General features: G+C 33.5%; 13 protein-coding genes. 1 reads left to right on the top strand and 12 read right to left on the bottom strand.

The genetic code is table 11. From position 1 onward, the window contains the following. Window positions 1-171: 171 nt before the first annotated feature. The 8 genes from RM520_RS06815 to RM520_RS06780 form a co-directional block, all read right to left on the bottom strand. Window positions 172-936: a LytR/AlgR family response regulator transcription factor gene (locus tag RM520_RS06815; protein ID WP_311384972.1), complete on the bottom strand. Its 765-nt coding sequence runs from the start codon at window positions 934-936 to the stop codon at window positions 172-174. Window positions 937-969: 33 nt separating this feature from the next. Then, a complete protein-coding gene (gene menA, locus RM520_RS06810; protein ID WP_311387445.1) occupies window positions 970-1,878 on the bottom strand; it encodes a 1,4-dihydroxy-2-naphthoate octaprenyltransferase in 909 nt (302 codons plus the stop codon). Between the two features lie 13 nt (window positions 1,879-1,891). Next, window positions 1,892-2,485 carry an SPOR domain-containing protein gene (locus RM520_RS06805; RefSeq protein ID WP_311387444.1) on the bottom strand — a complete coding sequence of 198 codons (594 nt, stop codon included), beginning with the start codon at window positions 2,483-2,485 and terminating at the stop codon, window positions 1,892-1,894. Window positions 2,486-2,634: 149 nt separating this feature from the next. Beyond that, on the bottom strand, window positions 2,635-3,471 hold the full coding sequence (locus tag RM520_RS06800) for a CvfB family protein (protein ID WP_311384969.1): 837 nt from the start codon (window positions 3,469-3,471) through the stop codon (window positions 2,635-2,637). Window positions 3,472-3,546: 75 nt separating this feature from the next. Continuing rightward, a complete protein-coding gene (locus tag RM520_RS06795) occupies window positions 3,547-3,888 on the bottom strand; it encodes a DUF2853 family protein (RefSeq protein WP_311384968.1) in 342 nt (113 codons plus the stop codon). 37 nt (window positions 3,889-3,925) lie between these two features. Continuing rightward, entirely contained in the window at window positions 3,926-5,662 is a 1,737-nt protein-coding gene (gene menD / locus RM520_RS06790; RefSeq protein ID WP_311387443.1) for a 2-succinyl-5-enolpyruvyl-6-hydroxy-3-cyclohexene-1-carboxylic-acid synthase, read from the bottom strand. A 53-nt stretch (window positions 5,663-5,715) separates the two neighbouring features. Next, a complete protein-coding gene (locus RM520_RS06785) occupies window positions 5,716-6,777 on the bottom strand; it encodes an isochorismate synthase (RefSeq protein ID WP_311387442.1) in 1,062 nt (353 codons plus the stop codon). Beyond that, window positions 6,755-7,180: a PaaI family thioesterase gene (locus tag RM520_RS06780; RefSeq protein ID WP_311384965.1), complete on the bottom strand. Its 426-nt coding sequence runs from the start codon at window positions 7,178-7,180 to the stop codon at window positions 6,755-6,757. Before RM520_RS06780 ends, RM520_RS06785 begins: the two co-directional genes overlap by 23 nt. Before the next feature lie 59 nt (window positions 7,181-7,239). On the opposite strand from RM520_RS06780, the gene RM520_RS06775 reads away from it, so the two are divergent. Next, a complete protein-coding gene (locus RM520_RS06775) occupies window positions 7,240-7,887 on the top strand; it encodes an alpha/beta hydrolase (protein WP_311387441.1) in 648 nt (215 codons plus the stop codon). A gap of 1 nt (window position 7,888) precedes the next feature. Here the strand turns inward: RM520_RS06775 and RM520_RS06770 are convergent, their stop codons facing one another. From RM520_RS06770 to RM520_RS06755, 4 genes are all read right to left on the bottom strand, one after another. After that, window positions 7,889-8,821, bottom strand: a complete 933-nt coding sequence (locus tag RM520_RS06770; RefSeq protein ID WP_311387440.1) for a hypothetical protein — start codon at window positions 8,819-8,821, stop codon at window positions 7,889-7,891. An 80-nt stretch (window positions 8,822-8,901) separates the two neighbouring features. Beyond that, the gene (locus tag RM520_RS06765; protein ID WP_311387439.1) at window positions 8,902-10,152 is read right to left on the bottom strand and encodes an NAD(P)/FAD-dependent oxidoreductase; all 1,251 of its coding nucleotides are present in this window, start codon (window positions 10,150-10,152) and stop codon (window positions 8,902-8,904) included. Between the two features lies 1 nt (window position 10,153). Beyond that, on the bottom strand, window positions 10,154-11,164 hold the full coding sequence (locus RM520_RS06760; RefSeq protein ID WP_311387438.1) for a 4-hydroxyproline epimerase: 1,011 nt from the start codon (window positions 11,162-11,164) through the stop codon (window positions 10,154-10,156). A gap of 3 nt (window positions 11,165-11,167) precedes the next feature. Beyond that, on the bottom strand, window positions 11,168-12,751 hold the full coding sequence (locus RM520_RS06755; protein WP_311387437.1) for an aldehyde dehydrogenase (NADP(+)): 1,584 nt from the start codon (window positions 12,749-12,751) through the stop codon (window positions 11,168-11,170).

The raw sequence follows: 12,751 nt of genomic DNA, 5'->3' as shown, positions 1-12,751 counted from the left end.
CATTTCATAGAATTCAAATTCTAGAAGTCTAGAATTGAAAAATTCTTTATCAGCAATTTAAACTCCATTTCAAAAACCAAAGTCTCTAAAAAAGTTGTTCTTGGTAACCACCTAAAAAAGAAAAAGCATCCTAAATTGGATGCTTTTTCTTTTAATATTTAAAACTTTCAGTTAAGAATTCATAGAAGAAATTATAAACTCTTTGAAATCTTTTGAAATTGGAATCAAAGTATTGTTTATCATGATATCTTTAGAATTGATAGCATCAATGTGATCTACATTTACGATATATGATTTATGTGCTCTATAAAACTTGTTCTTTGGCAACTTCTCCAAATAGTCTTTTAATGGGGAACGTACTAAAAACTTTTTATCAACTGTATTAACTTCAAGGTAAACGTTATCAGCTTTAATAAACTGGATATCTCCAAATTGAATTCTATAATATAGATGTTGTTTTTTAACAAAAATAGAATCTTTTAAAACAGAGTTTGACATGAAGCTATCACCTTCATTAGCGCTACCGCTTCCTATTTCTTTGCTATCAGCCTTTCTAGAATAATTGAAATTTGAAAGTGCTATTTCAATAGAGGTATATAAATCTTGTTGCTCAAATGGTTTCACCAAATATCCATCTGGTTTAACTGTTTTAGCATTTTCAACTGTTGCTTTATCTGAGTTCGAAGTGACAAAAATAAATGGAATGTTGTAAGCGTCTCTAATGTGCTTACCTAAATCTATACCTGTTTTATCAGATGCAAGTATGATATCAATTAATACTAAATCAACATGATTATTTTTGAGGACCTCTACAGCCTGTTCATAAACAATAACATTGTCTACGACTTCATAACCAATCTCTTCCAACATGGACTGCATATCATCAGCGATGATTACATTGTCCTCTACTATCAATATTTTAATGGGGTGTTCCAAAACTAACGTGGTTTTTAGATAAGGTTAACAAAATTACGAAAAATAATTTATCGCTATATAAAACGCTAATGCCATGAAAAAAGTGCTTAGCGCCAGTTTTTTTAATTCTGGGTCCAATTTTCTAGGTTCATTTGTTTGCACAACTTTAACAAAATGAATTACGACAGGAATGAAAAAGATAAGGTAAATAAAAGAATGAAATGACTGAAACGTAATTAGGCTGTAACTCAAAAAACAAATAAAACTTCCGCTTAACAAGACGTAATGATACTTTTTACCATTTTCAAAACCCAACTTCACGACAAGAGTATTTTTTCCATGTTTTTTATCAGATTGTACATCTCGCAGGTTATTCAAATTCAAAACTCCAACACATAAAAATCCAATTGCAATAGCAGGTAAAATATCAATTAAATTTATTTGATTACCATATAAAAATTTAGTTCCGATTACTGAAAGAAGCCCAAAAAAAAGAAATACAAAAACATCGCCTAATCCTTGATAACCATATGGCGAGTCTCCCATTGTATATTTTAGAGCTGCCCAAATACTAAATAGCCCTAAAACTAAAAAGAGCAGAATATAGCCTAGATTTTCTATACCAAAGGAATAATAGACTAGAATCAAGGTTAAAACAAAGCTGATTAAAGCAACAATAATTATTCCCAATTTCAATTCAGCTCTTGTCAACAATCCACTTTGCAATGCCCTTTTAGGGCCAATACGCGTTTCATCATCCGTACCTTTTACACCATCTCCATAATCATTAGCAAAATTTGAAGTTATTTGAAAAGCAATAGTTGTTGCCAAAGCCAAAAATAAAATGGTTACATCATTAAAGCCATCTTGATTGGCTAATGCTGTTCCTAATAAAATACCAGAAATAGAAAGTGGTAGTGTTCTAAGTCGTGCGGCGCTTATCCAAGCTTTAAGTTTATTCAATCAAAAAGCGGTATTAGTTTGCGGCTTCTATTTTAACACGTTTGCCGTCTTTGTAAGAAGCTACAAAAGCATCTGAAAAGCCAATATTCACCAATTGCTTTCTAAAAGTTTGAGCTTCTTCTAAAGTTTCAAAATTGCCGAGTGAATAAGCGTAGAAAGGATTTGTTTTAACAAATAGTGTATTTGTCAAAGCCTCTGAAGCAAGGGTCGCATTATTTTCCACAAAAGATTTTACCTGAACAGAATAAATCGTCTCTTTTTCTAAAAACTCCTTCGCTAAATAAAACTCTTTTACCAAACTTAATTCTTGGTTTTGAATTTTTAAATTGTCGCTTCTCATTTTCATAGCTTCAAGACTATCAATTGATACCAAGAGATTGTTCTGATTACTATTAGAAGTGCTTAAACCTGCTGTGAATGAAGTTATAGCCAAAGTTCCAATTAAAAAAAGCCCTGTGATTGCAACAAAAACATTCCGTTGAATCTTTAACTTTTTTAAATCTTTGTTCTTAAATTTTATCTGGTCGAGCAATCGCTCGTTAATAATCTGAGATTTTTCGACATCCTTATGCAGGTCCAACAAATCATTCTCTTCTATAAAAGGCATAATGCTGAGGATTAGTTTAGCGTTTTACTTTAAACACATAACGGTCAGTAGATTAAATTAGGGACTAATGCAAATGTAAAATTTTTAAGCAAAGAAAAAAATATAGCTAACATGAAAATACAAGAGACCTTTGCGATAGTGAAAAGTGTTTATTTTTGAACAACATATATTCCATCATCTTTAATTAAAATTCTTCTTTCTTTATAAAGAACTCCTATTCCCTTTTTAAAGGCTTTTTTACTTATTTGTAATTGGTTTTTTATTAGCTCTGGATCAGACTTATCATTTAATGGCAAAAAGCCATTATTTGCTAATAACTCCTTATAGATTGTCTCAGAAGTTGAATCGAGCATTTTGCTTCCTATTGGTTGCAATGAAATATCTATCTTATTGTCATCTCTTACCTTTTTAACAAAAGCCTTGAGTTTCATTCCAATTGAAATTGGTTTAAAAACATCGCTAAAAAATAAGAGCCCCTTATATTTATCATCTAGTATCACCTCCCAGCCCAAATCTGTTTTTCTAGTCACTATAGCTGATGTTTCATCATTTACTTTCAGGTCAAGATTATCATTATTTAAAAACTTGTCTATTTTGTTCGAAGCTACGAGCCTAAAACTTTGATCATCTAAATAACAGTATACCACGTACCAATTACCCTCCTGCATCTTTAATCGCTGTTCTCTAAAAGGGACAAGTAGATGTTTCTCTAATCCCCACTGCATAAATGCACCAAATTGATTGACTTCGGCAACTTTTAAAAATCCAAATTTATTTCTTTGAATATCAGGATTTAATGTAGTAGCTATTGGCCTCTCCATATGATCCAAATAACAAAAAACATTGAGCTTATCATCCAATTGAATGTTTTCTGGCACATATTTATTGGGTAGCAAAATCTCGGTTCCGTCTTCATCACCTAAAAAAACACCAACACTAGTACTTCTTAAAACGCTTAATGTATTATAATTACCTAACTCAATCATTTTGCAAAAATACGCCAAATAAAAAACCACAGTTAAAAAAATAACTGCGGTTTCCGTTAAAATAAAAATTCTTTTCTAATTGTAAATAGACTCTTTTCCAAAATGTTTAGCCAATTGATAATAAATAACAGCTCTATGCTTGTTTTTATTTGACTTTCCATATTTTTCAATTACAGCATTTATTGCTTCCATCAATTTTGGACTATCAGCCATACCTAGCTTTTTCATTAGGAAATTCTTCTTAACAGTCTCTAACTCCTTATCATCGCTGCCAGACACTTTTGAAGCGTCAAGGTTATAAATTGCAGGGCCTAAACCAATTGCAACTTTAGTTAGTAAATCCATATCTGGCTTTTCACCAAACTTATCTTTGATATCGGCTGCGTACTTCTCTATTAATTCGTCTCTTTTACTCATAATTGTTAGTGTTCTTTTATAATTAATTAATGTTGCTCTAAGATATGAAATCGAAGTAAGCAAGCAAAATTTTGTTATTCACCTTTCGAGGAGTAAATATTTCTAAAATTTTAGGAGTGGTTGAGGGTTCATAAAACTCTTTTAATTCCTGGACTAAAGAACTAGCGTCGCGAGCATCTTGATAATCAAAACCATATTGTTTACTAATATGATAAGCACTTAACTTATGAGAGGTTTCAAAGAATGTCTCAAATTTTTCAGAATCATCATTCCCAGGTAATATTCTAAAAATACCGCCACCTGAATTATTGATGATAATAATTCTAAAGTCTTTTTTAATGTAATTATTCCATAAAGCATTACTATCATAAAAAAAGCTCAAATCGCCACTAATTAATAAAGTTGGTGTATTACAAACAACTGATGCTCCAACAGCCGTGGAAGTAGAACCATCAATTCCGCTTGTGCCGCGGTTACAAAAAACCGTGACAGATTCATCCATGTCAAATAGTTGAGCATAGCGCACACTTGAACTATTTGCTAAATGCACTTGGTAGTCTTTGGGTATTGTTTTAGCCAACTCATAAAATACTAAAAAATCAGAAAAAGGAACTTTTTTTAAATAGTTATTCCTTTTGTTCTGATAGTTCAATTTTACTGTATTCCATTTTTCAAAATAATCACTAAAAGTATATTGGTTGTTCAATACGGTTTTTAAAAACAAATTTGGCTTTGTTTTAAAATGGTGGGTTAATGAAAAATAAGTGTCATAGGCCTTGACCTCATCAACATGCCAATGAAGCTTAGGTTGGTATTGTCTTAAGAACGCTTTTATTTTTTTAGAAACTATTAACCCCCCAAAAGTGAGTAGAATTTCTGGTTGTAAATCTTTAAATAAGTTTTCAGAAAGATTAGACTTTTCAATTGGAAAAATAATACTGTCAATACTAGGGAAAAAATTAGGGTGATGTAAATTTGAGGTTGTTTCTGTAAAAACTATGACTGATGGGTCTTCAGCTAACAAATCAATTAATTCTTTTTCTATTTCATTAGGGTGGTTAACCCCCACTAAAACCATTTTCTTTTTGGCATTATTCCAAGATTCTTGAAAAGATTGAATAGCGCCTAATTCATCATGAGTCGAAACTTGATTAGTTAAGCTATCCTGCTCTTCAACAGTTATATCTATAAGTTCGTAGAGAGGTTCTTCAAACGGTACGTTGATATGTACAGGCAATTGCTCTTTTTGTGCACAATTCAAAGCCTTTTCTAACTCTTGAGTATTATAACTTATAATACTTTGCTGAGACAGCTCTAAAAAACTAGGTGCATACCTTTTCAAACGGTTTATGGCATGATTAACATCCAATTTTAAATTAGCCGAATAACCAATATGTCTATTAAAAACATTGTCTTGACGAATAGTTTGTCCATCTCCAACATCAATCTTATAAGGAGGTCTATCTGCTGAAACCACGACCAAAGGAATACAACTATAAAAAGCTTCGGCCACGGCTGGGTAATAATTCAAAAGCGCACTTCCTGAGGTACATAAAACCGCAACCGGTTCCTTTTGTTGCATTGCCATACCCAAAGCAAAAAAAGCAGCACTACGTTCGTCAACAATACTATAACATTTGAAAAAAGGGTTTTCTGTAAAACTTATGGTCAGGGGGGCATTTCTTGATCCAGGCGAGATTATAATATGCTTTATTCCTTTTGACTTAAAGGCAGAAACGACGACTCTTGCCGATGGTATACTTGATTGCTTCATGCTATACAAAAATAAGGACTCATTGTATGAAAAGCGAATGTTTTGTTAGAACATCAAAGAAGTGATAACATGGTCTGACATTTATTATTGGTTTCTTGCCATTCCATTTCGGGATTAGACGCTTCTGTTATACCCCCGCCAATAAAAATTGTTGCTTGATTTGCATCAAGACTCATACAACGAAGGTTTACGTATAATGAAGTAGAATGTTCTTGAGTTAAATTTAGTTCTCCTAAAAAGCCGGTATAATAATTTCGCCTATACGATTCGTACTCAAGAATGAACTTTTTGGCCAAATCTTTTGGAACTCCACACACTGCAGGACTTGGATGAATTCTTTTTAGAAGAGGCTTTAATTGATCAAAACTCTTTAAATCAGCCGTGATATTTGTCTTTAGATGCCATAGTTTTCCGGCCTTAACAGAAGATACCTTAGTTGTTTTTATATCATTCACAAATTCAGCTATTTCTACTTTTAAAAAATCAGTAACCATTTGTTGTTCTATAAATTCTTTCTGGCTCCATTCTGGATTATTATTATCAATAACCGGCAATGTTCCAGCTAAAGAAGTGGTATGAATTTGATTACCTTCAACTTTTAATAATTGTTCCGGTGAGGCTCCTATCCAAGTACCTACTTTTGGATGATACCATAAGTATCTCAAAGCAGTTGGATATTTATGTAGGGCACTTTTAAAAATCGAAAGTTCGTTTTTTTCTGTTTCTACTTGTACTTGTCTTGATAACACAACTTTCTTAAGCTTTCCTGACCTAATTTCTTGAATACCTTTTTTGACTAGTTCAAGGTGAAATGCTTCATCATTCGTAACAACTTCCTTTTTTCCAGATTCTATTTGATTAGACACCTCAAAATCTGATATGTAGCTTGTATTTGATTTTAAAACTATGGTTTGTAGAGAATTGTCAAAAGGTGCAAAAACGAACCCTCTTTCTTTAAAGTCTTTAATATGATGTAAAACGTCGTCTTTTTGAAAAAGGGCACGAATTACTGTATCACCAGGTAGGCAATACATTACCAAAGGCAGTTTATCATTTTTATGATTTTCAACCTTTTTAATTAAGCTTTCAAACTCAATTTTTCTTGGGGAGTGCAATAGTTGTGAGTTTACAATTTGAAATTAATTCATGAGCTTCATTGGTTACTTTTATTTCCCATAATTGAGTAGTTCTACCTTTATGGATAATGGTGGCTCGAGCATAAACATAACCTTCACTAATGCTTTTCACATGATTAGCGGCTATTTCAATTCCTCTAACATAAAACTCATTACCATCAAGAAATATATAAGAGGCCGCACTACCGACACTCTCGGCTAAAGCTACCGTAGCACCTCCATGTAAAACACCATCAGGTTGATATACTTTAGAGTTTACTGGCATTCTTGCAATCAAAAAATTCTCACCAACATCTACATACTCAATTGACAAAGTTTCCATTAAAGTTCCTTTGCTAATTTGATTACAAACAGCTAAAATCTTCGCTTTATGTTCTTCCATAATGAGTTTTATGTAAAATTACGTATTCCAAATTCAATAAATAGCCACTACTTTTGAATATGGCATTAAATAAGCATCAAGTATCATACGTACATAAAAACTCGTTTGAAACCTTAAATGAATTAAATGAAGAAACGAAGAATGTTTGGTTCGTTTTTCATGGAATGGGCTATCTCAGCCGTTATTTTCTTAAGCACTTCAAGAATTTAAACCCGAAGGAAAATTTTATTATCTGCCCACAAGCACCTTCAAAATATTATTTAAAAGATGATTTTAAACATGTTGGAGCTAGTTGGTTGACTAAAGAAGATACGACGCAAGAAACAGAAAATCTTCTCTCTTATTTAGATGCCGTATATGATTCCATTAAAATTCCCAGTAATATAAATCTCATACTTTTTGGATTTTCACAAGGGGTGTCCATAGCTATGAGATGGATGATATTTAAACAAATTAATTGTAGTAAACTAGTTCTTTATGCAGGTGGAATTCCAAATGAAATAAATGCTAAACAAGTTGAATTTATTGATGCAAAAAAAACTAGAATTACCTTCATTTATGGTAATACAGATAAATATTTAAATGAAACACGTTTAAAATTTGAGCGTGAGAAAATTGAATTACTTTTTGGTGAAAATGCAGAAATTATAAACTTTGAAGGCGGTCATGAAATTAGACCTGAGCTTTTAAAGAACTTATTAAATTAAATTATTCTGGTTTCTCTTCAGTATTTAGTTCTTTAGGGTAATATGTTATTCTTCTTGTAACATAAGTATTGTCAGGCGTAATAATCTTTTTTACCCAGTTTTTGTGCTCACTATCATCAAATTGAAATATAAATTCTTTAACCGCCTCTGTATTTTTTGTTTTTATTGTCAACTTGGTAAGTACTTGTTCTTCATCATAAGTATAACTTCGATTTTCCGATGGTACAAACTCTTTTTCTTCGATACTATGGAGAAAAATTTGTTCTGAGATTAACTTACCATTTTCACTAAAAACCCGTTCAACAGCCTTATTAGGTTCACCATCAACAAATTCTTTGGTTAAAACTAAATTTAGTTGTTTACCAGTCTTCGTTTTTTTTAAAGATTTTCTAATTGATTTCTCAATAACTCCATTTTCAAAAACAGTCTGTGTTGACTCATTTTTATATTCTGAGTAATCGATTAAGACTTCATCAACGGCATTTTCATGTGATGTGATAATTTTTTCTAGAACATCTGTATCATTAAAATAATACTCTTGCTGCTCAAAAAACTCTTTATCAAAAGAGATAATTTTCTCCTTAATATATTTATTATTTGTAGTATCAACTTCATAAAAATTGACCATTGAGGTTGCCTTATCTAGCTCGTTGTCTTTATAACTTTCCATTCTTTTTTCAATCAACTCTCCAGCTTCATAAGTATAGAGAACAATATCTTTATCTAGCTCATTATATTGGGTAGTCGATTTGGCCAAAAAACCATTTTCATTGAATTCGAAAATCTCTTGCCCATAATCTTTTATCACAGTACAAGTTTTTACATTCCCATTCAGATCAAAATCTGAAACAGAAAAAATCTTTATTTCTTGTGCCAGAAGAACGTGAAAAGAAACTAATAACATTAAAAAAGTGAAGCTGTAATTTTTTAACATAGCACGAAATTACGGTGTTATCCTACAACTGAAAAACAAATGGAGTGCCAAACAACGAAAAATAACAAAATAATTAACTATTAAAATCGTCGTTCAGGGTCAAAAGGAGTAATATCCATCACTAAGTCCTTGTCGCAAATTAACTCACTAATGAGTTTACCAGTAACCGGACCAAGACTCCAACCCATCATTGCATGACCAGTTGCAATGGTAAGATTTTTATGTTTTTTTGATTTTCCGATGTAAGGAAGCCCGTCAGGAGTAACCGGTCTTAGTCCGCATTGGGCATTATTTTTATCTTCAGCAGAAATACTTAATCCATCATAAAAATCTACTGCACCTTTTGCAATAGCGTTCACACGTTCTTTTCTTATGTCATGATTAATTCCAGAAAATTCCATCGTACCCGCAAAGCGTGTAAAACCTTTCATTGGAGTTACGGCCATTTTTGCTTCCATTAAAATGGCGGGCATTTTAATATTTGTTTCTTTTTGAACGTTAATTCGGTATCCCTTGCCCGCTTCAATCGATAGTTTCAATCCTAGTTTTTTAGCTAGTTTTCCTGACCATGAACCGGCGGCTAATACTATTTCGTCTGCGTCATAACTTGAAGTTAAAGTTTTTACTTCGCACGGCTTTTTATAGTTCATTATAACATCTGTAACCTCTTGATTCTTTATTAGATGAACTCCAATATTTTCAAGATATGCTTTCATTCGGGCCATAAATTCGGACGGTGTACTATGACCGTCACATTCATAATGAATAGCGCCTTTCGCATTAATATTTATATTTGGTTCAACCCTTGAAATACCTTCTTTATCCAGCTCTTTAACTTCAAGACCCAAAAACTTAGCTTTTTCAGATACGATTAGCTCATGGTCCCGCTCTTTATCAGTCTGATATAACATTAATAAACCTTTTCTCTCCAAATGAAAAGACCCCAAATCTCCTGAATTCTTTATTGCAGTAAAAAGTTCTCTGCTCAAAACATTTACTTCCTTTATAACCGGAATAGCTAAATCCACGTTTTTTTGTGTAGCCGATTTTTTAAAATTCCATGCCCATTTGATAAAGTTGGGATCCAACCTTGGCTTCATGTAAAAAGGACTTGAAGAATTAAACATGTATCGAAGACCTGTGGTTATCATACCAGGGGCGGCCATAGGTATAATATGACTAGGTGTTAAATAACCAGCATTCACGTACGAAGCACCAGCATTCATTGGGGATTTATCAATTACGGTAACCTTACAACCTTCCTTTTGAAGATAATATGCAGAGCATAAACCAACAACACCGCCACCTATTATAACTACTGATTTAGACATATCAAATTACTTGAAAACCATGAGCATAAGGGTCATCATCTGGGTCAATATTAATCGTATTCCTTCCATAAACTTTTGCCCAACCTTTAACACTTGGAATAACTGCTAAATTACCATCAATTTCTACCTCAGTTTCTACTCTACCAATGAAAGTTGAACCAATAAAACTTTCATGAATGTAATCTTCTTCTAAGCTTAATTTGCCTTTAGCATATAGCTGTGCTAAACGTGCTGAAGTACCCGTTCCGCATGGTGAACGGTCAATTGCTTTATCCCCATAAAAAACTGCATTACGGCCGGAAGATTTTTCATCTAAAGGTTTACCTGTCCATAATATATGAGTTACATAATTTATTGCCGGATTTTCAGGATGAACAAATTTATTAGGATACTTTTCATTAATTCTTGTTCGTAATTCTTTTGAAATTTGAACAAGTCGGGTCGCTGAAAAATTGTGCATTCCAGAAAAATTCTTTTGAGGGTCAAATATGGCATAATAATTACCTCCGTAAGAAACATCAAAAACGAGTTCTCCAAGTTCAGGACAATCAATTGTCAAATCAGATGCTGCCAAATAACTCTTGACATTATTTAGTTTCACCCATTCTACTTTGTCATTGGGCTGACTGTATTCAATCTTTACTAGCCCAGCAGGGGTTTCCAGACGAACAAATCCCTTCTTTTTTGGTCGTATCAAATTGTTTTCAATAGCAATAGTAATAGTGCCAATGGTACCATGACCGCACATAGGTAAACAACCACTGGTTTCTATAAAAAGAACAGCAATATCATTTTCGGGGTTATGAGGTGGGTAAAGTATACTGCCGCTCATCATATCATGACCTCTAGGTTCAAACATTAAACCAGTTCTTATCCAATCAAAGTCCCTAAGAAAATGCAGTCGTTTTTCACCTATGGTTTCACCTTTAAGATTTGGTCCCCCTTTGACCACTAACCTCACAGGATTTCCACAAGTGTGACCGTCAATACATTCAAAAGTAGAAATATCCATTATTTAAATTGCTCTTTTAGTCAGTTCACCATTTATAAGTCGTTCAATTTTTAGAGGGTTCTCGTTCATTAGAGCGTTTGGCAGTAAATGATTTGGCCAATTTTGGAAACTAATTGGTCTAACCCACCTGTCTATGGCATGAATACCAACGGCGGTGAAACGACTATCTGTAGAAGCAGGGTAAGGCCCACCATGTTGCATTGAAGGGCATACTTCTACACCTGTCGGAACGCCATTGAATATTAATCTGCCGACTTTGCTTTGTAAAGTGTTAACCAATACTGAGCTATTGTCAACCTCTCCGTTCTCAGAAATAATAGTTCCGGTCAATTGTCCTTCCATTGATTGAATTGCTTTGACCAACTCTTCTTCATCTTTACAACTTACAATCATCGAGAAAGGACCAAATACTTCTTGATGTAATTTCGTGTTCGAAATAAATTTTTCGCCTGAAACTTTCACGACTGCTTGTTTCGCAAAATTTGGTGGAGTATTCGTTTTTAAATCCGCAGTAATACTTAACCCGTCTTGCTCCATCATCTCCGATTTATTTTTACTATAATTCGATTGAATAGTTGGGTGAAGCATACATGAAGCATCAATTTTTAAAAGCTCTTCGGATAAAACAGTAGTGAAATTTTCAAGGCTATCATGTTTTATTGCGAATAACAGACCTGGGTTAGTGCAAAATTGACCTGTTCCTAAGGTTATTGAGCCCGCATAAGTCTTGGCCCAAGCTTCTCCTTTTAATTGAAGTGCTTGCGGTAAAATTATTACCGGATTAACGCTTCCCATCTCAGCAAATACAGGGATTGGCTCTTTACGCCTTGAAGCCATATCAAATAGTGCTCTGCCACCTTGAATACTGCCAGTAAAACCTACAGCCTTTGTTAGTGGATGATTAACTAATTTTTGACCCACTTCAATACCACTACTATTTAAATTAGAAAATACCCCATCTGGCATATTCGTTTTTTTAGCAGCAATATTGATTGCATGAGCTACCAATTCTCCTGTTCCTGCATGCATTGGATGACTTTTTACTACTACTGGACATCCAGCTGCAAAGGCACTCGCTGTATCACCACCAGCTGTGGAATAAGCTAGTGGAAAGTTACTTGCTCCAAAGACAACAACTGTCCCAAGTGGGGCCATCATTTTTCTAATATCAATCTTAGGAAAGGGCTGTCTTTCCGGAATTGCTGTATCAATTGAGGCTTTTACCCATGAACCTTCTTCTACAAGTTTTGCGAAAGATCTTAGTTGACCCATGGTACGCCCACGCTCTCCTTTTGCTCTTCCTTCAGGTAAGCCAGTCTCCGCACAATATGTTGTGATTAAAACATCATCTAAAGCTTCAATTTCATCAGCAATAGTGTTTAAAAAAAGTGCTCTGGATGCACCAGATGCTTTTTGAAAGGTCTCAAAAGCACGGTCCGCAAGCTTGAGGGCCGTCTCAATCTCGGTCTCGTTAGCTTCAAAAAAGTTCCATTCGTTTTCCTTATTTTGTTGAGGATTAAATGTTTTAAAGCTCTTGGTTCCTAAATTTGAAAGTGAATTTCCTAATTGGTTTTTTCCAGTAATCAT

The sequence above is a fragment of the Croceitalea vernalis genome (assembly GCF_031846405.1).
Taxonomy (GTDB): Bacteria; Bacteroidota; Bacteroidia; order Flavobacteriales; family Flavobacteriaceae; genus Croceitalea; species Croceitalea vernalis.
The sequence above is the reverse complement of the archived record's forward strand: the minus strand, read 5'-3'. Positions and strand labels throughout refer to the sequence as shown.

Excerpts from the sequence above, each read along its gene's own strand:
- RM520_RS06765 (WP_311387439.1), bottom strand. The coding sequence starts at position 10,152 with ATGTCTAAATCAGTAGTTATAATAGGTGGCGGTGTTGTTGGTTTATGC.
- menD (WP_311387443.1), bottom strand. The coding sequence starts at position 5,662 with ATGAAGCAATCAAGTATACCATCGGCAAGAGTCGTCGTTTCTGCCTTT.
- RM520_RS06780 (WP_311384965.1), bottom strand. The coding sequence starts at position 7,180 with ATGGAAGAACATAAAGCGAAGATTTTAGCTGTTTGTAATCAAATTAGC.
- RM520_RS06755 (WP_311387437.1), bottom strand. The coding sequence starts at position 12,751 with ATGATTACTGGAAAAAACCAATTAGGAAATTCACTTTCAAATTTAGGA.
- RM520_RS06770 (WP_311387440.1), bottom strand. The coding sequence starts at position 8,821 with ATGTTAAAAAATTACAGCTTCACTTTTTTAATGTTATTAGTTTCTTTT.
- RM520_RS06775 (WP_311387441.1), top strand. The coding sequence starts at position 7,240 with ATGGCATTAAATAAGCATCAAGTATCATACGTACATAAAAACTCGTTT.
- RM520_RS06795 (WP_311384968.1), bottom strand. The coding sequence starts at position 3,888 with ATGAGTAAAAGAGACGAATTAATAGAGAAGTACGCAGCCGATATCAAA.
- RM520_RS06805 (WP_311387444.1), bottom strand. The coding sequence starts at position 2,485 with ATGCCTTTTATAGAAGAGAATGATTTGTTGGACCTGCATAAGGATGTC.
- RM520_RS06760 (WP_311387438.1), bottom strand. The coding sequence starts at position 11,164 with ATGGATATTTCTACTTTTGAATGTATTGACGGTCACACTTGTGGAAAT.
- RM520_RS06800 (WP_311384969.1), bottom strand. The coding sequence starts at position 3,471 with ATGATTGAGTTAGGTAATTATAATACATTAAGCGTTTTAAGAAGTACT.